Annotated in this window: 17 protein-coding genes, 2 pseudogenes and 1 CRISPR repeat array; of the genes and pseudogenes, 8 read left to right on the top strand and 11 right to left on the bottom strand. The window is 65.0% G+C overall.

What is annotated here, in order from left to right; genetic code table 11:
• Positions 1-29: 29 nt before the first annotated feature.
• Complete coding sequence (locus ACIN94_RS31385) at positions 30-758, bottom strand: CRISPR-associated endoribonuclease Cas6 (RefSeq protein ID WP_400714146.1); 729 nt, start codon at positions 756-758, stop codon at positions 30-32.
• A gap of 304 nt (positions 759-1,062) precedes the next feature.
• Positions 1,063-1,290: direct repeats of the CRISPR family, unit length 30 nt; unit sequence GTCCTCATCGCCCCTACGAGGGGTCGCAAC.
• Between the two features lie 341 nt (positions 1,291-1,631).
• Between ACIN94_RS31385 and ACIN94_RS31380 the strand changes: the two genes are divergently transcribed.
• The 3 genes from ACIN94_RS31380 to ACIN94_RS31370 all read left to right on the top strand — a co-directional run bounded on the left by ACIN94_RS31380 (position 1,632) and on the right by ACIN94_RS31370 (position 2,810).
• On the top strand, positions 1,632-2,087 hold the full coding sequence (locus tag ACIN94_RS31380) for a hypothetical protein (RefSeq protein ID WP_400714143.1): 456 nt from the start codon (positions 1,632-1,634) through the stop codon (positions 2,085-2,087).
• Between the two features lie 160 nt (positions 2,088-2,247).
• On the top strand, positions 2,248-2,580 hold the full coding sequence (locus ACIN94_RS31375; RefSeq protein WP_400714140.1) for a hypothetical protein: 333 nt from the start codon (positions 2,248-2,250) through the stop codon (positions 2,578-2,580).
• Positions 2,502-2,810, top strand: a complete 309-nt coding sequence (locus ACIN94_RS31370; RefSeq protein ID WP_400714137.1) for a transposase family protein — start codon at positions 2,502-2,504, stop codon at positions 2,808-2,810. The genes ACIN94_RS31375 and ACIN94_RS31370 overlap by 79 nt, the downstream gene beginning before the upstream one ends.
• Positions 2,811-2,909: 99 nt before the next feature.
• Here ACIN94_RS31370 and ACIN94_RS31365 read toward each other — a convergent pair whose 3' ends face one another.
• The 8 genes and pseudogenes from ACIN94_RS31365 to ACIN94_RS31330 form a co-directional block, all read right to left on the bottom strand.
• Positions 2,910-3,695, bottom strand: coding sequence for a 1,6-dihydroxycyclohexa-2,4-diene-1-carboxylate dehydrogenase (locus tag ACIN94_RS31365; protein ID WP_400714134.1), 786 nt, complete (start codon positions 3,693-3,695; stop codon positions 2,910-2,912).
• Between the two features lie 25 nt (positions 3,696-3,720).
• Positions 3,721-5,226 (bottom strand): benzoate 1,2-dioxygenase electron transfer component BenC, encoded by a 1,506-nt coding sequence (gene benC, locus ACIN94_RS31360; protein ID WP_400714131.1) that lies wholly within the window; start codon positions 5,224-5,226, stop codon positions 3,721-3,723.
• 37 nt (positions 5,227-5,263) lie between these two features.
• On the bottom strand, positions 5,264-5,755 hold the full coding sequence (gene benB / locus ACIN94_RS31355) for a benzoate 1,2-dioxygenase small subunit (protein WP_400714128.1): 492 nt from the start codon (positions 5,753-5,755) through the stop codon (positions 5,264-5,266).
• Positions 5,756-5,778: 23 nt separating this feature from the next.
• Entirely contained in the window at positions 5,779-7,131 is a 1,353-nt protein-coding gene (locus ACIN94_RS31350; RefSeq protein ID WP_400714125.1) for a Rieske 2Fe-2S domain-containing protein, read from the bottom strand.
• Between the two features lie 486 nt (positions 7,132-7,617).
• Complete coding sequence (locus ACIN94_RS31345; protein WP_400714122.1) at positions 7,618-8,544, bottom strand: transposase; 927 nt, start codon at positions 8,542-8,544, stop codon at positions 7,618-7,620.
• A gap of 77 nt (positions 8,545-8,621) precedes the next feature.
• The gene (locus tag ACIN94_RS31340; protein WP_400714149.1) at positions 8,622-9,425 is read right to left on the bottom strand and encodes a transposase; all 804 of its coding nucleotides are present in this window, start codon (positions 9,423-9,425) and stop codon (positions 8,622-8,624) included.
• 30 nt (positions 9,426-9,455) lie between these two features.
• A pseudogene (locus ACIN94_RS31335) lies at positions 9,456-9,593 on the bottom strand (transposase); the annotation flags it as partial.
• Between the two features lie 224 nt (positions 9,594-9,817).
• Positions 9,818-10,576 (bottom strand): IclR family transcriptional regulator, encoded by a 759-nt coding sequence (locus ACIN94_RS31330; RefSeq protein WP_400714119.1) that lies wholly within the window; start codon positions 10,574-10,576, stop codon positions 9,818-9,820.
• A 591-nt stretch (positions 10,577-11,167) separates the two neighbouring features.
• Here ACIN94_RS31330 and ACIN94_RS31325 point away from each other — a divergent pair.
• The 4 genes and pseudogenes from ACIN94_RS31325 to ACIN94_RS31310 all read left to right on the top strand — a co-directional run bounded on the left by ACIN94_RS31325 (position 11,168) and on the right by ACIN94_RS31310 (position 13,018).
• Positions 11,168-11,392, top strand: a complete 225-nt coding sequence (locus tag ACIN94_RS31325; protein ID WP_400714116.1) for a hypothetical protein — start codon at positions 11,168-11,170, stop codon at positions 11,390-11,392.
• Positions 11,393-11,407: 15 nt separating this feature from the next.
• Positions 11,408-11,596 (top strand): annotated as a pseudogene (locus ACIN94_RS31320) (Scr1 family TA system antitoxin-like transcriptional regulator); the annotation flags it as partial.
• A 31-nt stretch (positions 11,597-11,627) separates the two neighbouring features.
• The gene (locus ACIN94_RS31315) at positions 11,628-11,732 is read left to right on the top strand and encodes a DUF397 domain-containing protein (protein ID WP_400714113.1); all 105 of its coding nucleotides are present in this window, start codon (positions 11,628-11,630) and stop codon (positions 11,730-11,732) included.
• 386 nt (positions 11,733-12,118) lie between these two features.
• Complete coding sequence (locus tag ACIN94_RS31310; RefSeq protein ID WP_400714110.1) at positions 12,119-13,018, top strand: hypothetical protein; 900 nt, start codon at positions 12,119-12,121, stop codon at positions 13,016-13,018.
• A 309-nt stretch (positions 13,019-13,327) separates the two neighbouring features.
• Here the strand turns inward: ACIN94_RS31310 and ACIN94_RS31305 are convergent, their stop codons facing one another.
• Positions 13,328-14,530 (bottom strand): multicopper oxidase domain-containing protein, encoded by a 1,203-nt coding sequence (locus tag ACIN94_RS31305; RefSeq protein ID WP_400714107.1) that lies wholly within the window; start codon positions 14,528-14,530, stop codon positions 13,328-13,330.
• A 57-nt stretch (positions 14,531-14,587) separates the two neighbouring features.
• Positions 14,588-15,856 carry a multicopper oxidase domain-containing protein gene (locus ACIN94_RS31300; RefSeq protein WP_400714104.1) on the bottom strand — a complete coding sequence of 423 codons (1,269 nt, stop codon included), beginning with the start codon at positions 15,854-15,856 and terminating at the stop codon, positions 14,588-14,590.
• A 497-nt stretch (positions 15,857-16,353) separates the two neighbouring features.
• Between ACIN94_RS31300 and ACIN94_RS31295 the strand changes: the two genes are divergently transcribed.
• Positions 16,354-20,415, top strand: a complete 4,062-nt coding sequence (locus ACIN94_RS31295; protein WP_400714101.1) for a ThuA domain-containing protein — start codon at positions 16,354-16,356, stop codon at positions 20,413-20,415.
• Positions 20,416-20,625: the final 210 nt, after the last annotated feature.

Raw genomic sequence — 20,625 nt, 5'->3', positions numbered from 1 at the left:
CCGTGACTGCTCGTCGTCGCCGGTTTCGCTCACGCGGCCACCCAGCCGAAGCCGGCGGCGTTGGCCTGCCCCAGACCCCAGCTCCAGATCGCCTGGAGCGTCTCCGGCGCCCCGGTCAGCTCCACCTCGATCGGCGCTCCCGGCTTCGCTCCCTGCCCCACCGTGAAGGACCGCTTGGGCCCCACCCAAGAGATCTCCGTCAGCGACACCTCGGGATCCAGGCCGAGCGTCTCGGCCTTGCGCCGCAGGTTGCGCTGGAAGAACACCGGGAACTCCTGATCCGTCGGCAGCAGCCAGGCCTGCCGCGTCGTCCGCTGCCCCACCTCGTCCCGGCCAGTGCCCTTCATCACCACCGGCGTACTCGTCCGAAACCGCCCCCGCCCCGACTCAAACCCCGGAGGCTCCACCGCCGCAACCTTGAGAACGCGCAGTGCAACGCCTCCCCAGTCCAGCAACTCCCGCTGCTTGACCCCCTGAGCCAGCACGGTCACCACCTCGAAGAGCGGACTACCGAACTCCACCCATCCCGACCCCCCGACGGCATACGCTCCACGCCGCCGCCTCGCCTGCGGGAACACCGGCGCCCCATGCCCCAGCGGCACCATGCCGTACGGCCCTGCTCCCTGAGTGTGGAACTGCTTTCCGATCTCCGGCGCCTCCCGGGCAAGCAGGTCGTACGCCAGGGACCGCCCCGGCGCGAGTACCTTCCCCCACGCCAGCTCGGTGGCCGCCGTGGCAACCTCGATCCGCAACCTCACCGTTCCTCCTCCCGCCTGTTTTCCCTCTCACCTACTACAGATGGACGAGAGCTCAGAGGAGGAACCCTTCTGGAGGTCTGCGCAGGTCAGGGGCATACGGCGTTATGTGGAACCGTTGAATCGCGGCGCCGCGGGGAAGGTTGAGCTAATGTGCGTCCAACGCCGGAACATCATCGCGGGCAGGCCCTTTATGATCATGTTTTTGCAACAAACCTCCGGGGTTCTCTGCACTACCGGAGGTTCACTGCAAAACCGAGACTCCAGCCCTCGATATTGTGCTCGCTGACCTGCGCCTTTACCCTGGGTCCTCATCGCCCCTACGAGGGGTCGCAACTGGGCTACCTTCCGCTGACTGGTGGCGCTCTGTCCGTCCTCATCGCCCCTACGAGGGGTCGCAACGCGCTGCGCAGGTCGGGCATGCGGCGGATCCGGCCGAGTCCTCATCGCCCCTACGAGGGGTCGCAACTCAGCGGACACTGGCGGAATCAAGCGGTCGGCCCGGGTCCTCATCGCCCCTACGAGGGGGTGCGTCCTGTTACAGAGTCACGATCATCAACGGGGTCCGGGCTCCCGCGCGGCCTGCCCGGCGGAGCCCCGGACCTTCGGCAACGGGGTCGTCCTCCTCGGCTACCAGAGCCCTGGCGCAAGGGCAATTCAGCCAATGGGCTCGTTTCAACTTGAACCCGCAGGTCAGAGGTCTGGTGTGATCGCGGTTGGGTGTACTCGCACTGCTGGTGCCCGGTAATCATGGCGTGTGATCATCCGTCACGAGCGGGTCAGGTTTTCTGCTCGATACGCCACAGCTGACGGCATCCCGGCTCTATGATCCGTATCCGTGTGGTTATTCACAGTAATTGCCGGAGGTGGGACGAGGTGTCGTCGCTGCTGGAACGGATCACCGCCCGCCGTGCCGAACTGGCCGAGGCGGCACAGCACCTGACCAAGCAACTGACCGACGTCCAGCATGAATTGGAGCGGGTGAGCGTGGCCGAGCAGGTCGTCACCCAGATGCTCGCCGAAGCCGAACCCTGCGGTGGCGACCTCCCGGCACCCGGCACCTCCACCAGCGCGTCGACCAGCGCCGGATTCTTGATCATCCCCTACCGGCAGCAGGCCTCCGGCCGTGGCGAACTCCCCGCCGACTACCAACTCCTGCTTCAGACGGTGACGGCCGCGAGCGGCCCGCTGATCTGCAAGGACATCTGCGGGGCAGCCGGGCTGGGCACCGAGTCGGGGCAGGTGGAGGGCACCCGCGCCAAGCTGAACCGGCTGGCCGAACGGGGCTGGTTGCGCAAGACGGCAACCGGGAGCTTCACCTCGACATCCTGACCCTCGACGTCCTGACCCGGCCCCCGAGCACGGATACCCCGGTCACAGCGCCGTCTCAGGGATGCCTCGCCGACACCCCGACACCCCGATACCTCTGACCGGGGGCGATACCCTTGCCGGCCCCAGCCGAAGGGCGCCCTCGGCAGGGGCCTGGCGGCGTGTGACCACTACCAAGCAGCCCGCCGAGGGCACACCTGCTGTCTACCAGGTCGCGCTGCCTCTGTCGGCCAAGACCATCACTTTCGTCGCCGACCTGCTCCGCGGCCATCTGAAGGCGATCGGCTCACGCTGGCGCAAACTCCCCGCGGGGAAGATCGCGGTCATCGTGCTCGCGGTCCTGCGTCATGACCAGCGCCTGGCCGACATGGCCGGCGGCAACGACGTCTCGCCCGCCACCACAACCTCGTCCAGAAAATGTGCGACGCGGGTCTGGGCGCGCTGGCCGATCTCGGCTTCGTCGGCCTGGACGACGACGGCGACAACCCCGTCGTGATCACCGGACGCAAAGCCACGCGCGGCAAGCCCTTCACCGTCGCTCAAAAGCAGGTCAACCAACTGATCGCCAGCGAACGCGCCCCGGTCGAGCGCGGCTTCGCCGACCTGAAGAACTGGCGGATCCTCACCAAGCTCCGCCTGGATGCCGCCCGGGCCACCGCACTACTGCGCCCTGCTGGTGCTGACCACCAGCGAGATCACCCGGTGACGGATGATCACTCGTCATGATCTCCGACCTCTACCTGCCCGAGTAGCCCCAACCGAACTCACACAAGGCCGTCTACCTGCGGATTCAGGATGGAACGAACCCATTAGCCATTCGACCGTCTAACCGAGGTCCCCGCCGGCCACCGGCAGTGTCACACCAGTGATATAGGACGCCTCATCAGAGGCGAGAAACAGGATTGCGGCAGCCTGCTCCTCCAGGGTGCCGTACCTTTTAAGCAGGGAGGATTCAACGGTCTGGTCCACGATCTGCTGATACCAGATTTTTTCCTGCTCGGTCGGCTCCTCAGGATTACGCTGGACTTTCCGCGGTGGCGACTTCGTCCCCCCCGGGGCTGTTGCGAGCACCCTGATGCCGCGGCTGGCACACTCGAACGCGAGCGACGCGGTGATGGCATTAACGCCGCCCTTCGCAGCCGCGTAGGGCACCCGGTTGACGCTGCGCGTTGCCACCGACGAGACATTGACGATTACGCCGCTCCCCCTCGGGATCATGTACGGCAGCACCGCCCGGCAGCACCACAGCGTCGGAAAGAGTGAACGCCGGATCTCCGCCTCGATCTGCTTCTCCCCATACGCATCGTATGGCTTTGCCCAGATAGTACCGCCGACGTTATTGACAAGAATGTCGATGCGACCAAAATGGTCGTGAGCCCGGGCCATGACGCCTGAGCAATCCGGATACTGCTCCAGATCAGCGATATACGCTACGGCATCCCAGCCGCTGGCCGTCAGGTCGTCGCGCACCTCATTGACGAACTCAGAGCGATCGACGAGAGCAACCCTTCCCCGCTCTTTCGCCATGCTCCGGGCAACCGCCTCTCCGATGCCCTGGGCTGCCCCCGTTACCACCGCGACCTTGCCCTCGAACCGGCTTTCGTGGATCATGTCACCTCACCTGACTGCGCCGGTCTCAGGTACTGCCTGATTCCTTGGCCTTGGCCTTGGCCTCGGCGTGGGCGCGCATGGTCGCCTTGCTGCGGTCATTGTGGACGGCGAGAATACGGTGCACTGCCCCCAGATCGCCGGCTTCATAGGCAATGACCAGGTCGAGGTGATCTTGGGCAACATGGGGGATGACCTCGGTATCCGCCGTGAGCGCCTGGGCCATCAGATCCTGAATGCTCAGCATGCCATACGCGGAGCGGAGTGCATCAACGCCCGTGCACTCGATGAGTGCCGCGTGGAATGCCTGATTAGCCGCCCGGTATCCTTCCACGTTGCTGAAGTGATCGCCGTCGAAGAACGGAACCGTCGCCTCGGCGAGTTGCCGGAGCTCCGTGAGCCGCTCCTTGTCCAGGCGCCCCACCGTCAGATTCGCCGCACCGAGCTCGATCGCCAGCCGGGCCTCGAACGCATCCTCGGCGGCCTCGATGTCGAAGTGCTCCTCGCCGATCGCGCCCACGGCGCTGTGTCCGGAGAACCTCTCGTAATACAGGCTCTTTGCGACCAGACCCTGCGCAGCGATATGGTCGCGGACCGCGTCCACCATCGCCGGAGGGCCGCACACGTAAACGTTGACATCGCCGCCGTTGAGATGCGCTGGCTCGATATACCGCATCACATATCCCTTGTTGGGATAGGTGCTGGCCTCGTCAGACACACAGCACGCGTACGTGAATTGGGGCAACTGCCCGGCCAGTCTCTCGAGGGCATCCACCATTACGAGGTCCTTATCGTGGGTGACGCCGTATATCAGGTGGATAGGGTAATCGGTGCCGGTTTGGGCGATCTTCTCCAGCATGGAAAGGTAGGGCGCCAGCCCGGTCCCCCCGGCCAGGAAGAGGACGGGACGCTCGATGTCCCGCAAGTAGAAGCTTCCGTATGGCCCGGTGAACTCGATGTCGTCCCCACGCACAGCATGTTCCCGCAGGTACGATGGTAGCGAACCGTGCTCGGTGTCACGGACGAGGAAGCTGACACTGCTACTCAGAGGGGCCGAGCTGAATGAGAACGATCGGGTCTGGCTGGTGCCGGGAACGGTCACGTTGGCGTACTGGCCGGGCAGGAAGGCCAGGCCGGCTCCATCGCTGTCCAGCGCGATCGAGAAGCGCAGCGCGCTCTCGGAGAGCCGCTCGAGCTCGCTGAGCTTCCCGGCGTGCAGCGACATCACCACCTTGGCGATGTCCGAGGACGCAGGAATACGGATCACACAATCCGACTTAGGGAACATCTGGCAGGTCAGCACTTGTCGCTCGGCGGCCTCCTCCTCGGTCATCGCATCCTCGATATAGTCCCCCAGCTCATACTTGCCCGAATCGCAGAACGACTTGCAGGTTCCGCAGGCGCCCATCATGCAGTCGACGGGAATGTTGATCCGGGCGGCATAAGAGGCGTCGGCGACTGTTGTTTCCTCGTCACATTTGATGAACTGGGTGACGCCGTCCTCGAAATTCAGCGCTATCTGGTGAATACTCATGTTCGGCTCCGGCAGTCCTGAATTCACCCCCTGACGCCTATACGTGATAGATGTCGATGACGTGGTGAATATAATCGTTCTTGAGAACCACGGTCTTCTTCTTAATCAGCGGCTGTTCACCGGAGGTGTCCAGCGTGTAAAGCGAGTGGCCGAAATATATGTCAACGGTCTGATAGCGGTAGTAGAGCGTGAACCAGTTGAAGCGCACCTGGCAGGTATTCCCCTGCTGCTCCACGATTTCGACGTTGGTGATGTTGTGGCCGGTCCGCGGTTCCGGGATGCTGGTCGCACTGGACCGATCGGTGTTGATCCGGAATACTCGATCTTCCAGGCCGCCCCGGTTCGGGTAATATATCAGGGAGACGTCCTGATGCGGGTCGGTGACGAGAGTGTCGTCGACATCCCACGAGGGCATCCAGAACTCCACGTCCGGGGCATAACACTCCAACCACTTATCGAACTCGCGGTCATCGAGATAGCGCGCCTCCCGGTAAAGGAAATGTTCGACGTCCTGCTGCGAAATGGCCATTACCTGACTCCGTTCTGAGCAGGCTAGCTCTTGGAGATCTTGCCCTCAGCGACTGCGGCCTTCGTCATAATCTCCAGCCAGTGTCGCGTCATGATCGGGTAGAGCCCCTCATCCTCGGCGCGCACCCCACTTCTCATGGGGTTGATGCCCAGCGCCTTCGCGTTCTCGTCCGGGCCCGTGATCCAGTGGGTGGCACCCCTGCTCATGTCATTCCACCGAGCTGCCCGCCCAAGGTAGGATCGCTGGCACGCCCGGAATTCCTCCAGGTCGTCCGGCGTCGCCATCCCGGTGGCGTTGTAGAAGTCTTCGTACTGCCGCAGCCGGCTCTCCCGCATCTCAGCGGACTCGCCCTTGGGAGCAATGCAGTAGATCGTGACCTCGGTCTTGTCGACTGACACCGGGTGGAAATGCCGGATCTGCGAGCTGAGCGCATCCATCAGGTAGAGATTCGGGTAGATCAACAGGTTACGCAGGTAGCCGACCATCCAGTCAGCTCGGGCTTCTCCGTATTCCTTTATGAACTGGTCACGCCACGGGTAAATCGGCCGGTCCTCCGGGTCTGGCCACTTCAGCCAGAGCAGCGCGTGGCCGTTCTCGAACGAGTAGAAGCCGCCCTTCTGTTTCTGCCAGGTGCTGACGTCCATGGCCTGGGTCTCGGTGGCGGACTCGCCGCCAGCTCCCCGGCGCCCGGTAGTCGCGGCATAGTTCCAGTGCAGCGTACTCACGTGGTATCCGTCGGCGCCGTTTTCCGCTTGCACCTTCCAGTTGCCGTCGTAGGTATAGGTCGAGGCGCCCCTGAGCACCTCCAGGCCGTCCGGAGACTGGTCGACCAGCATGTCGATGATCTTGGCGGCCTCGCCGAGGTATTCCTTCAGGGGCCGCACGTCAGCATTGAGGCTGCCAAAGAGGAATCCCCGGTAGGACTCGAAACGGGGAACCCTGGTAAGGTCATGCGAACCATTGGTGTTGAACTGCTCGGGGTAGCCGGCCTCAGGACCCGGGTCCTTAACCTTCAGGAGCTTGCCCGAGTTGCTGAAGGTCCAGCCGTGGAACGGGCAGGTATAGGTGGACTTGTTATCGCGCTTGCGCCGGCAGAGCATAGCGCCGCGGTGAGCGCAGGCATTGATGAAGGCGTTAAGCTCGCCCTGCCTATTCCGCGAGATGAATACGGGCTGACGTCCCATATTCATTGTCAGATAGTCGTTCGTCTTGAACTGGCTCTCATGTGCGAGATAGACCCAGTTGCCTTCGAAGATGTATTTCATTTCGAGATCGAACAGCTCGGGATCGGTAAAGATCGACCTATTGACACGGTAGATACCACGCTCCGGGTCTTCTTGGAGCGCCGACCCCAGCTTCTCGGCAAGATCACTCATGACAGCAACATCGGCCATACCCGCAGCCATTACACTCGTCCCCCTTCTGGACTACTCCCTGCAACCCGCCGTGGGGGCGACGCGAGTTACCTCTAGTCAGCAACGCTTCTCACATCATAAATCCGCCCTGTTCTCGCGAAAACCCATCGTGCCACTGAGCGGTACGCGTTCTTGTCCGTGCAACTGTGCCACCGTTCTCATAAGACCCATCGTGCCACTGAGCGGTACGCGCTCTTCTCTGGCGTCTGGGCTGCACGCACACTCTGGAGCAAATAGCCGAACCGGCGAGCGCGAAGGGACTGTAGTTGACATCAAGATACTTAACCTCGATTCGTCAGGGGCTTGTTGACGTTCATCGAGTCCGCGGCCTTGCCCGTAATGTCCCCTGCGCGGTTGGGGTGGGCCGTCGCATGTCGCTGCGGGGGCGCCGGGTTCCACGGCCCGGGGTTGGGCTCCTTCCTGGTCGTTGAGGCGAGGGTCCGGCGCTCAGGTGAGGGCCGGTAGCCGGGTGAGGCGCTGCCAGGCCAGGACGAATGCCTGTGCCCAGGGCCAGGTGCGCTCGATCCGCAGGTGACGGCGGCGGGCGTGGGTGGCCAGGCGGGCGATGGCCTGCTCATCGGCCTCGGTGATGGTCCAGCCGACCAGATACCGCACCGTGCGGCGGGTGGTGTTCAGCCCTTCCAGATGGGTCAGCAGGTCGTGGGTGGCGCCCGCGCCGTCCACCCGGACGAGGATCTTGGCCTGGCAGGAGTTCGGGATCTGGGCCAGAGCATCGCTCAGCACCCGCACGTGGTCGGCGACGGTGTTGCTGCCCGCGTTCCCGGCCCGCAGCAGCATCGCCAGCGATTCCTGGGTGTTGGCGCACCAGCAGGCCAGCGGGTGAAAACCATAGGTCTTCTTGAACGTGACGGCTGCCCCGCTCTTGTCCGAGGCAGAGGTGATGATGGTGGCGTCGATGTCGATGACGATCCATCCCCGCAGCCGTTTGCCCGCGACCGTCAGCCAGGGAAAGCCACCCGGGCGTAGGTGCAGCAATCCCCACACCCGGCGCCGTACCCTCGCCCTGGCCTTGGCGATGCGCGCGAGCATCGCCTCGTCCAGGCCGGTCAACGCACGACGGGTGGTGGAGTCCGACGGCGCGACCCCGAACAGCGCCGCGTGATGGGCTTGCAGCCGCTCGGCCTCCAGCACGCTGCGCGCACCGCACATGATCGCCGTGGCCAGGCTGACGAACACGTGCGCGCGATCGCGCCAGGTTGCGCTCGGCCCGCCCGGCCATAGCCCGCCGAGCGCCTCGGTCAGCCCCACCCGGTCGGCGATCTTGTGCAGCAGCACCGCTCCCGCATGCCCGACCAGTCCTTTTCCATCGGCGGTGACAGACAGCCGCCGGTCCCACCCGGTACGCTCACTCACCAGAAAGGTGCACCTGCTTCTGCAGTGGATACGGCGTCGACACCCGAATCCTTGCAGTTCAGGGCAATGCCGGTGAGTTAAGGCATCTGCGCAGGTAGGGGCACTTTTCTCACTATCTTGATCTTGTAACTTGCCTTGCTCGCCGGTTGCGCAGCGTCACGTTTCTTGGTCGGGAAAGTGTTCTTGGGCGGCTTCTTGACACGCTCACACTGACGGTCGCGGCGGCGGGGAAGTAGGTCCTCGTGGATGGCGTTGCGGCGGGCCTGGGCGGTCTTGGAAGAGGTGGAGGCGTGGTCGCGAGCGACGCGGACCGTCACGATGAATGAGACGCGGTCCGGGTCGATTCCGGCGGTCAGGGCCGCCGCGCACTTCAGTGAGCACAGTGCCTGGTAGACGGTGAGCAGGGCAAACAGTTCCTGGCAGACGAGCTCGGGCAGCTTGGAACGCAGAATGAACGCCGCTCCGCGAAGCCTGGTCTTCAGCTCGCCGTAGCCGTTCTCGATTTCCCAGCGCTCGTGATACGTGGCGGCGATCTTGGCCGCCGGTGCTCGTTTGTGGTCGAGGAGCGTGGTGACCAGCCGGAACGGTTCAACTCGGCTGCGTCCGTCCGCGGTCTTGACCGTCACGGTGTACTCGACGATCCGCACGAGGTGGCCTTGTGGTGTGCGTCCGAGGCCGCGGCCGCGCGCTCGGGCGACACCGTGCCGCACGTTCTCGGCCGGGGTGGGCATGATGGACAGGAACGAGCCGTCCGAAAGGACCTCGAGCGGAGGGAACACCAGGTTCTTCTTGATCCGCCACACCATGTCAGCGCCGGTAGCGGTGACCAGGCCCCACAGTTCGTGGCCGGCGAAGTTGCGATCGGCCAGTTCTTCCCGCACCTGCAAGCGCAGCAGGTCGTGGATGGCCTTGTCGGTGCCGTCCTTACGCCAGGCGGTGTAGTAGTACATGACCGCGCTGCGCGGCGGCAGGTCATGGGGCAGCAAGCTCCGCTGGCAGCCGGTCCTGCTCTGGTACAGGATCGCGTTGACGATCTCCGCCCTGGTGGCCGCTGACCGAGCGGTGCGCGGCCTTCCACGCCGTGATCACCGGCTCGATCGAGGCCCACCGCTCATCGGATAAGTCGCTCGCGTACGGCTTGCGTTCACTCATCCGGCTATCTCAGCACAGCCGTGCCCCACCAGCTGGACATAACGCTACAGATTCACTCGATCACACTACGACATCAGGGATATAGACCCGCAGACCGCCCTCTGACGATGGGCGCCCACGCTCATGACGGCTGTCGGCGCATGCGGCGGGTGATGGCGAGCGCCGCCAGGCGCACCGCAGGAACTAGTCGCTCAAGGTGCAGCCTCTGTTGCGGCCCAGAGATGGATATCGCGCCGACCGCGCAGAGGTCTGCGTCCAGGACAGGCGCCGCGACGCCGGCGACCCCCGCATCGCATTCCCTGCGGTCGCATGCCACCCCCCGGTCCTTGATCCAGGTGATCTCGGCCCGCAGCCGCTGCGGGGAGGTGATCGCCGCCCCGGTCCTGGACGGCAGGCCACGACTGATCACGCGCTCGAGAACCTCCGGCGGCGAGAACGCGATCAGCACTTTACCCACAGCCGTGCAGTACGCGGGCATCCGCTCTCCGACCCGGCTCAGGTCGGTCGCCGGCCGGTGACCCGTGATCTCCTCGGCGTACAAGACATGCGTGTCCTCAAGTACAGCCAGGTGCACGGCCTCGTGCGTCACCTGATAGAGATCCTCCATAAATGGAAGCGATACCTCGCGCAGCCGGGTCCGGATAGTGGCCAGGTTGGCCACTTCGAACAGCCGCATGCCCACGACATACCGCCCAGCCTCGCGACGCAGCCAGCCAAGCTCGACCATGCGCTCGGTTGTCCGGTAGACGGTCGACTTCGGCAGGCCGGTATGGAGCACAAGCTCGGCAAGACTCATCGACCGTTCCCCGACGCCGAATATGGAAAGTATGAGATCGACACGATCAAGAAGGCTGTGGCTCAACTCTTCCTTGAGTGGCATCTCCTTGGGCGACATCGCGCCCCCGTCCCCCGACCGGATCACGCGCCATGTTCATCATGCACGCTGGCCAGACACATGCCCCACTTTTCAGATATATGCCCACTCATATTCCGCTCAGCCGCGATGTTCAGCGAGATCGGAGCGGGCCAGTGGCTGCGCTACCTCGTAGGGACCGCCGAACCGTCCGGGCCATCGACCTGCTCATCCCGCGGCCGACCGGCTTTGCCGCCGGCGTGACCATCATCAACGCCGTGGCTCTGCAAGCACCGCAGTCGTGATGACCGCGCCGCTGTGCGCGCCGCCCGCTCTCATCGGGTCTGCTGCACGCTCTGATGGTCCTGGTCAACACCGAGATCACTCGATGACAGACGATCGTCTGGACCGAAACCCCGCCACTGCCAGCACGAGTACACCCACACGACGCCACACCAGGCCCTTGACCTGCAACTTCAGGATGAAACGAACTCAATGGGCCTGGGCCCGGCAGACCACCTCCAGCAGTCGACAGTTGCATTACTGTGAGCATCTGAACGGTTACAGAATTTTGCCGAAGGCCTGCGAGATGCATGGTCGCGCAGTGAAGATATGGGCATGTTGACTGTTGATCTCGATGCCAGGGCGGAGAAGGCTCTGAACGAGCTGACCTCCGACGGCCGTTCAGCAACCGAAGCCGTCCGCGAAGCACTCGTTAGCGCTAAGCATCTCCACCGCATGGAGGTGGCCCGAGTCGCAGCCGAGCGGCTGGCCAACGATCCCGCCGACAGGGCCGAGGCAGAGGCCATCATGAAGGACGCGGAGCATCTGTGTGCGTGGTGACGTGTATCGGCGGCGGACGTGATGGCGCGCCAACTTGCCCACCTGCTGGAAATCAGTGAGCTGCCCAACGTCACCATAGGGGTGATGGCTTTCGGCGGCGGACTGCACCCTGGCGTCATGTCGGGACCATTCGTCATACTCCGCTTTCCGGTAAACAGCGAGGGGAAAGAAACGGAGCCGCCAACGGTTTATGTGGACGGTTGAAGTCGCCGTGCTTCCCCAAGGCCGAGTCGGTGTGCGGGACAGCAAGGATAAGGACGGCCCCGTCCTGATTTTCGCTCCGGACCAGTGGGCGACCTTCACCAGCGGCATCAAGGTCGGCATGTTCGACCCAGATTGAAGACGGATTCCAGGCGTTCGACCTGTCCACCGGTCGAACGTTGGACCAGGAAGTCTCTACATCACGGCCTGTTTGGCACCCTTCAAGCCGGCCTGAGCAGAAAAAGATGAAACGACGAGCATCATTCCGAAGCAGCAGATGTAACCAGCAACCGGAGCATGCCGTAACGGCCTGAAAGGGCTTGAGCGGCGATCCACCTGAACAACGAAAACGGCCCCGAGCCGGTGCGCCAACACCGGTCCAGGGCCTTGATCAATCAGCCTGACGAAACCAGGAGAAAGATCCATGCTCGACTCTACCGGCGCGCCCGCGCCCGTAACAATCACCCCCTGCCAGGCGACCGGCACCCGTCCGCGGTCCGCCGCTCCGGTTGCGGAGGGTGGACGATGAGCACCCGGCGCGCGCCACGCCCCTCGACCCGGTTCACCCAGATCTCCAACCAGTGGATCCGCGACACCCGGCTGTCCTGGAAGGCCCGCGGCATCCTCGCCTGGCTGATCTCCCACACCGTCGGGTTCCGGATGTCGGAGAAGACCATCATCTGCGCCGCCCCCGATGGCCGCGACGCCATCCGCGCCGCCCTCAGGGAGTTGGAGACCTACGGCTACCTCGTGCGTGAACGCGAGCGCGGCCACGACGGCAGACTCGGCGGCGTCGACTACATCCTCTGCGACCCCTGGCAACCCCAGCTCGAACCCGAAGCGACCACCCCCGCCACAGGCCCCCTCCCGCCCCGCCCCGCGCCGGAAAACCCGCCGCAGGCCACCACCAGCACAGACACCACAGAACCCCAGGTCGCGACCTACGACGGGAAAACCAACGTGGGAAAACCCACCCCCATAAGAAGAACAGACAAGCAAGAAGACCAGCACCCCGAGAAGAACAGAAAAGCCCTCCCCCTTCTCGCCGTAGGCGAGCGTGCGGACCGTACCCCGCCAGGCGCCGCCACAACGCCTACGGCGAACCCGCAAGAACCGACGCCGAAAGAGCGGACCCGGCTGGCCGGCGACCTGCTCGGCAGACTGCCCGGCCACTACCGCGCCGCCCCGGCCTGGCTCCGCACCCGGCTCCTGACGAGAATCTCCGACGCCCTGACCCGGCACACCCCGCAGGCCATCGCCACCTACTGCGCCACGTTCGCCGCCGACCCGACCTTCGGCGACTACGAACACCTACGCCGCTTCGACGACGTCCTGCGGAAACTGACCGCCGACATCACCGACGGCACCGCCTGCCCCGGCTGCGGACGCGACCCCCGCCACCCCTTCTGCACCGCCGGGGACTGATGCCGCCCTAGCACGAACGGTTCCCGGCGGAGGCCACGTTTGTACAGTCCCCGCCAGAGCGCATCAAAGACCCGGCTTTGTGGAAGACCGTGAGCCAGGCGGCGGCGCTGCTCGCGACAGAACAGCCGCGCGATGGCGACCGACCTAACCGGTAAGGACATGCGTGGGCCGTCGTGCGCGAACAGCTGGGCCAGTGACGAGCATCAATGGCCCAGCTGAGGGCCGTCGTGGCTGTTCCACGTCCAGGGGGATACCCGTTATGTTGGGTCGTTCTGTGGTGGTTCTGGGGGCGGAGAGACGACGTCAGTGCTACATGCCCGAGTGATCCATGCCGGAGTGGTCCATGCCGGAGTGGTCCATGCCGGAGTGGTCCATGTTCGAGTGGTCCATGCCCCCGCCCATCGAGTGGCTGCCCGGTCCGTGCGGGTGGCCCGGCACGTTCCCGTTCGCGTCGGTCACCCAGAAGGTCCCGGCCATCCCCATGTCGGAGTGGCTCTGGACGTGGCAGTGGTACATCCATGCTCCGGGGCCGACGCGCTCGCCGGCGATCACCTGGAAGCCGAACGACTCGGCCGGTCCCATGATCTTGGTGTCGATGATCCGGCTCGGGTCGTTCGGGCCTTCCAGCAGGCCGGTGCGGTTGTCGGCCCAGCGGTGCGCGTGCATGTGCCACGTGTGGAAGAACTCACCGTGGGTGATCACGACGAACTCCACCCGCTCGCCGAGCTTGGCGACGAAGTCGGGTGCCTTCTGGAGGTTGTTGGTCTTCATGTCGTTGAAGACGACGGTGAACGTCTTGTCCGGCAGCACGTCGTCCTTGCGGCGGACCACCAGCGGCCCATAGAGCCCCGCCCGGATGCCGCCGGTGCCGTGCTCGGTTCCCACGACGTGGTCGTGGTAGTGCCAGTAGCCGGCGCTGCCGGGCTGAATGGTGCCGTCCGGGCGGTTGCCCGGGGCGTGGGTGCGCCAGGTGTAGACGTGGCGGTTTCCCGGCTCCACCACGCTGGCGTTCATCCGCGTGCCGTCGCTGTTCCATTCGTAGTCGACCCCGTGCACGTGCAGGCTGACGGTCACGTCCATGTTGTTGACCAGCTCGATCTCGAGGGTCTCACCCTCGATCATCTCGATGAGCGGTCCGGGGATCGTGGCCTTGCCGGGCTCCAGGCCGTAGCCCATCTGACCGTTCGGCAGCCTCTCCGCGTAGAGGGTCATGCGGCGGACGCCGCCCTGCCCGTTGCCCGGGTTGCCCGCGGTCTTCTCCGGCGGTGCCGCGTTGACCTGGCTCGCCACGGCGAACGGCGCGATCGCGGCGACTGTCGCTGCGGTGGCGGTGAAGGCGCGCCGGGAGAAGAGGCGTCGCGCCACGTCACTGCTGTTCTCGGTCATGGTTCCCCAATCGGTGACGGTGCCCCACCCGCGTGAGGCGAGCTGCTGCGTCCGTGAGCCGACGGCGGGTCGGCTTGAACGGTGTGGTGTCGGGATCTCGATGCCGGCCTGCGCGATGTGGGTCATGCCGGGCTAGCGGAACGAGACGAAGTTGGCGATCTTTCAAGAGCTGTTCGGCAGCGGTCAGCCGCAGCTGATCGCGTTGTAGGTGGCGTCGTAGGACGAGGTGACCTTCTTGCCGTCGATCGTCGCGGTTCCCATGACAGTCACCTTGCCTGCGCCGATCTGCCCGGCCCTCGTGTTGAAGGACTGGTACGCCTGCTTGCCCGGGGCCACGTTGGCCACGGTCTTGGAACCGTAGGGGGTCGTCAACGTCACGTCCGCCGGCACGCTTCCGTCGTTGACGGCCGTGACCGCGACGTACGCCGACGTGCCCACGCAGCGGGACGAGGCGGTAACGGTCAGCGGAACCTCAGGCTCGACGGCGCCCGGGTGGCCCGGCACGTTCCCGTTCGCGTCGGTCACCCAGAAGGTCCCGGCCATCCCCATGTCGGAGTGGCTCTGGACGTGGCAGTGGTACATCCATGCTCCGGGACCGACGCGCTCACCGGCGATCACCTGGAAGCCGAACGACTCGGCCGGTCCCATGATCTTGGTGTCGATGATCCGGCTCGGGTCGTTCGCGCCTTGCAGCAGGCCGGTGCGGTTGTCGGCCCAGCGGTGCGCATGCATGTGGAACGTGTGGTAGAACTCACCGTGGGTGATCACGATGAACTCCACCCGCTCGCCGAGCTTGGCGACGAAGTCGGGTGCCTGCCGGAGGTTGTTGGTCTTCATGTCGTTGAAGACGACGGTGAACGTCTTGTCCGGCAGCACGTCGTCCTTGCGGCGGACAATCAGCGGCCCGTAGAGCCCCGCCCGGATGCCTCCGGTGCCGTGCTCGGTTCCCACGACGTGGTCGTGGTAGTGCCAGTAGCCGGCGCTGCCGGATTCGATGGTGCCGTCCGGGCGGTTGGTCTGGGTGTGGGTGCGCCAGGTGTAGACGTAGCGGCCTCCCGGCTCCACCACGCTGGCGTTCATCCGCGTGCCGTCGCTGTTCCATTCATAGTCGACCCCGTGCACGTGCAGGCTGACGGTCACGTCCATGTTGTTGACCAGCTCGATCTCGAGGGTCTCACCCTCGATCATCTCGATGAGCGGTCCGGGGATCGTGGCCTTGCCGGGCTCCAGGCCGTAGCCCATCTGACCGTTCGGCAGCCTCTCCGCGTAGAGGGTCATGCGGCGGACGCCGCCCTGCCCGTTGCCCGGGTTGCCCGCGGTCTTCTCCGGCGGTGCCGCGTTGACCTGGCTCGCTACGGCGAACGGCGCGATCACGGCGACTGTCGCCGCGGTGGCGGTGAAGGCGCGCCGGGAGAACAGGCGTCGCGCCACATCACTGCTTTTCTCGGTCATGGTTCCCCAATCGGTGACGGCGCCCGCCTGGGTGCGGCGAGCTGAGGCTGGTCCGTGATGCCGACGGCGAGTCGGCGGATACGACGTGGTGGTGGTGGTGGTGGGATCTCGAGGCGGCGGGCGGGAGGATGGGGCATGCCGGTCGGGAGGGATCTGTGCAGGTACAAGGGGTACTTTTGTTGATACTTAAGGGACTTTTGCTTGATTGCTCCTTATGAATAGTAAGGATGTACAGAACTTTGTCACGAATCTGGACGAAGTGGCGCCTGACTGTTACTTTTCAGCCAAAGCACCCAAGGTGCCTGCTATCGGCCCCGGAGGGATGTAGGACGTCACGGCACCACTGCCGGCACAGGGAGTGATCGATCAGTGAAGGAACAAGGAGATCAACAAGGCCGGCGTCACGTCCGACATCGGCAAGCCCGGTGACCCGCCGCGGCTGACCAGATAGCTCTTCCGAAGGTTGCCGTTGTGCACCCCCCACAAAGGAGCGAACGATGGGTCGAAGAGACCTCTTCGCAAAGCCCCGACTACCCGCCTGGCGCCACGCACTGATCATGGTGTCGAGTGCCGCCCTGACGCTGGGAATGGTGACGCTGCCCGCCGCGGCGGCACCGCCCAAACCCGGCGACCCGGTGTCAGCCAAATCCAGCGACCCAACGCACGCCCAACACAGCGATCCGGCGCACGCCCAACACAGCGACCCGGCGCAGGCCGCCGACACCTCGGTCAACGTGCTGGTGTTCCATGGTCCGGCGGCAAAGCAGGACGACCCGGTCGAGCGCGCTGCGGCGGCGGTCAAGGACCTGGGCAAGACGAGCGGCTTCGGCGTCGACGTGTCCCAGGACCCGGCGGTCTTCACCTCCGAGAACCTGGCGCGCTACCGCGGCGTGGTGTTCCTGTCCGCCAAGGGCGTGACCCTGAACGCCGCACAGGAGGCCGCGTTCCAGACCTTCATCAGGGACGGCGGCGGTTTCGTCGGCGTCCACGATGCGGTTCGCGCGCAGCCCGACTCGGACTGGTTCACCGAGCTGGTCGGCACCCGCCCCGCCGGCAGCATCCCCCCTGCCGAGAAGGTCGTCGAGATCAGGGTCAACGGCGAGAACCCGCCGAGCGAGACCAAGGCCCAGCTGATCGACGGCAACAACAACTCCAAGTGGCTGACCCGTACGACCACTGGGTGGGCCGAGGTGCGGCTGGAGAAGCCGGTCGTGGTCGGCCACTACGCGCTGACCTCGGCCAACGACTCCCCCGGCCGTGACCCGAAGAACTGGACGCTGAAGGGCTCGCAGGACGGGCAGAACTGGGTCGACCTGGACAAGCGGTCCAATGAGACCTTCCCGCAGCGGTTCCAGACCAAGGAATACAAGTTCGAGAACAGCACGGCGTACCCGTGGTACAAGCTGGACATCACCGCGAACAGCGGTGATACGCTGACCCAGCTGGCCGAGCTGCGGCTGTTCGGTCCCACCGCCGGTCCGCCTCCGGAGACCGAGGTGCAGGAGGCTCAGGTCGACTTCACCGACCGCCAGCACCCGGCCAACGAGGGGCTGCCGTTCACCGTCAAGCGGTCCGACCAGTGGATGAACTGGGCGCCCAACCCGCTCGGCAAGGTCCACACAGTCGCGCAGCTCGAGGAGCGGTTCTACAAGGCGGGTCTGAACGGCAACGGCCCGTTCCACCCGATCTCGTGGTGCCGTGACTACGACGGCGGCCGGTCGTTCTACACCGGCATGGGTGGCACCGAGGCGAGCTACACCAGCGACAAGCAGTTCCAGAGCCACCTCGGCGGCGCCATCAAGTGGGCGGCCGGCCTGGTCCGCGGTGACTGTCAGGCGACCATCGCGTCGAACTATGTGACCGAGCGGTTGACCACGACGAACAAGACGGGTCAGCTCGACCAGATCGGCGAGCCCCACGGCCTGACCGTCGCCCCCGACGGCAAGGTCTTCTACGTCGGCAGGGCGGCCTGCCCGACCGGCGTGATCGCCAGCTGGACCAACCCCAACGTCGGCCTCGGCTGTGGCACGATCCACCAGTGGGACCCGAAGACCAAGCAGGCCAAGCTGCTCACCACGCTCGCCGTGATGGGCAACCGCGGCAGCGGTGACGAGCTGACGAAGAACGAGGAAGGCCTCCTCGGCATCGTCCCCGACCCCAAGTTCCAGCAGAACGGCTGGATCTACGTCTACTGGATGCCGCACGAGTCGATCGACAGGGACCTGCGGATCGGCCAGCGGACGATCTCTCGGTTCACCTACGACTTCGCCAACGAGACGATCGACCAGGCGACCCGTAAGGACCTGCTGCACTGGGACACCCAGATCCACAGCTGCTGCCACGCGGGTGGAGGCATGACCTTCGACAACGAGGGCAACCTCTACGTCGGTTCCGGTGACAACAACTCCTCTGGCGGTGCCGGGGCGGGTTACGCCGGGAACAACTGGACCCTGGACTACAAGGGCCTCTCGTTCCAGGACGCCCGCCGTACCGCAGGTAACACCAACGACCTGGGCGGAAAGATCATCCGGATCCACCCGGAGCCGGACGGGACGTACACGATCCCCAAGGGCAACCTGTTCACGGGTGACGAAGAGGGCGGCGGCAAGACCCGCCCCGAGATCTACGTGATGGGCGTCCGTAACATCTCGCGGCTCCAGTGGGACCCCGTGAACAACTGGCTGAACGCCGCATGGGTCGGTCCGGACGCCGGTGTCCCGAGCGAGATCTGGGGTCCGGCGAAGTACGAGACCGCGACGATCATCACCTCCGCGGGCAACCAGGGCTGGCCGTACTGCATGGGCAACAAGCAGCCCTACCGTGACCGCAGCAACGTCGACGCCAAGGATCCCGCCGGCTGGTACGACTGCGACAACCTGAAGAACACCTCGCCGCGCAACACCGGCCTGGTCGACATCCCGCCGGCCCGCACCAACATGATCTGGTACTCGCCGCAGGGCGGTGGCCCGGTCTACCCGAAGCGGGACGACGGCAGCGGTCTGCCGACCTACAAGCTGGGCGACGAGACCTTCACCCAGCCCTTCCTCAGTGGCGGCGGCCAGGCGGTCATGTCCGGGCCGACCTACCACCGCTCCGAGGTCGACACCAACAGCGGTGTCGCGTGGCCGGCGTACTGGGACAACAAGTGGTTCATCGGTGACGAGTCCAACTCCCAGAACCGGGTCGCCGTCACCGTTGACCCGAAGACGGTCAAGGACATGGCTCCGCCGCCCTTCGCCGAGGACGTGCGCAGCATCATCCAGCCCGGCAGCGGCGGCACCCAGCTCCAGGCCTGGATGGACGCCAAGTTCGGCACGGACGGCGCGCTCTACCTGCTCGACTACGCCGGCGGCTTCTTCACGCTCCATTCGAACCAGAAGCTGATCCGCATCGCCTACAAGGGTGGTCCGGCGACGCCGAACCCGAGCCAGGCCGCGGTGCGGCCGGTCCGGGATGCCACGCCGAAGACGATGCAGTTCTCCAACACCAAGGCCGGCGGCGTGAAGTGGGAGTGGGACTTCGGCGACGGCAGCAAGTCGACGGAGGCCAACCCGACGCACGCCTACGCCAAGTTCGGTGACTACAAGGCGAAGCTGAAGGTCACCTACGCCGACGGTGAGGTGGCCACCGGTGAGATCGCCGTCGCCATCGGTTGCCCGGCGCCCGACGCCCGGTCGACGGTCATGCTGCTGGAGACCGACACCGGTGTGGCCAACCGTGCGGTCGATGGCGGCTGCACGATCAACGACCTGATCGACGACGAGCGCAACTGGTCGAACCAGGCTGAGTTCGTGAGCAGCCTCAACGATGTGGTGAACCAGCTCCGCAAGGACGGGATCATCGACGACAAGGAGTCTTCCGCGATCAGCAAGGCGGCCGCGCAGTCCGACATCGGCAAGACGAACGGCTACGAGACCATCTTCGACGGGACCGCGCAGTCCCTGCAGGGGTGGTCCCAGGCCCCGTCCGGACAGTTCAACCTGCAGCCGGACGGTTCGATGCGGACGTCCGGCGGTCTGGGCATGCTCTGGTACTCGAAGAAGGCATACGCCGACTTCTCCGTGAGGCTGAAGTTCCGTGACATCGCGCCGGGAACGGGCAGCGCCAACACCGGTGTCTTCGTTCGGTTCCCCGACCTGAGGACCCCGCTGGACGACCGTCCCACCGGAAGCTGCGGCACGGTCGGGTCGGCCCGTACGTCCCCCGCATGGGTCGCGATCTACTGTGGCCATGAGATCCAGATCTACGACGGTGCGACGGGCGAGGTCCAGAAGACCGGCTCGGTCTACAACTTCGCGCCGATCGGCCTGGACAAGGCCAGGGTGACGCCGAAGGGTCAGTGGAACGACTACGAGATCCGGGCGGTCGGGCAGCACTACACGATCATCCGTAACGGCGTGGTGATCAACGAGTTCGACAACGTTCCGGGCAAGAAGTCGTCCCGTAGCGGCGACCCGGACACGGACCTGCGCCAGTTCATCAGCGGGTTCATCGGGTTGCAGAACCACGGCAACAACGACCTGGCCGAGTTCCGCAACATCCGGGTGCGCGAGCTCTAGGGAGTGTTCGCCGAACACGATCTAGGTCGGTAACTCGGTCGGTGCCGAGCGAGGGGGAAACCCCCGAGCCCGGCACCCCCCTCCGAGTGACTCCGGCCCCGAGTGACTCCGGCTCAGAGCGACTCCGGCCGGAGCGCGACCTCCGTCGAGCTACGCCTCAGATCATGAGAGGTGCAGATAAATGCACATAGGATCTCTTCCCGCCCTCCT

Origin of the sequence: Streptosporangium sp. NPDC087985 (assembly GCF_044741965.1) — a bacterium.
Taxonomy (GTDB): Bacteria; Actinomycetota; Actinomycetes; order Streptosporangiales; family Streptosporangiaceae; genus Streptosporangium.
The sequence above is the reverse complement of the archived record's forward strand: the minus strand, read 5'-3'. Positions and strand labels throughout refer to the sequence as shown.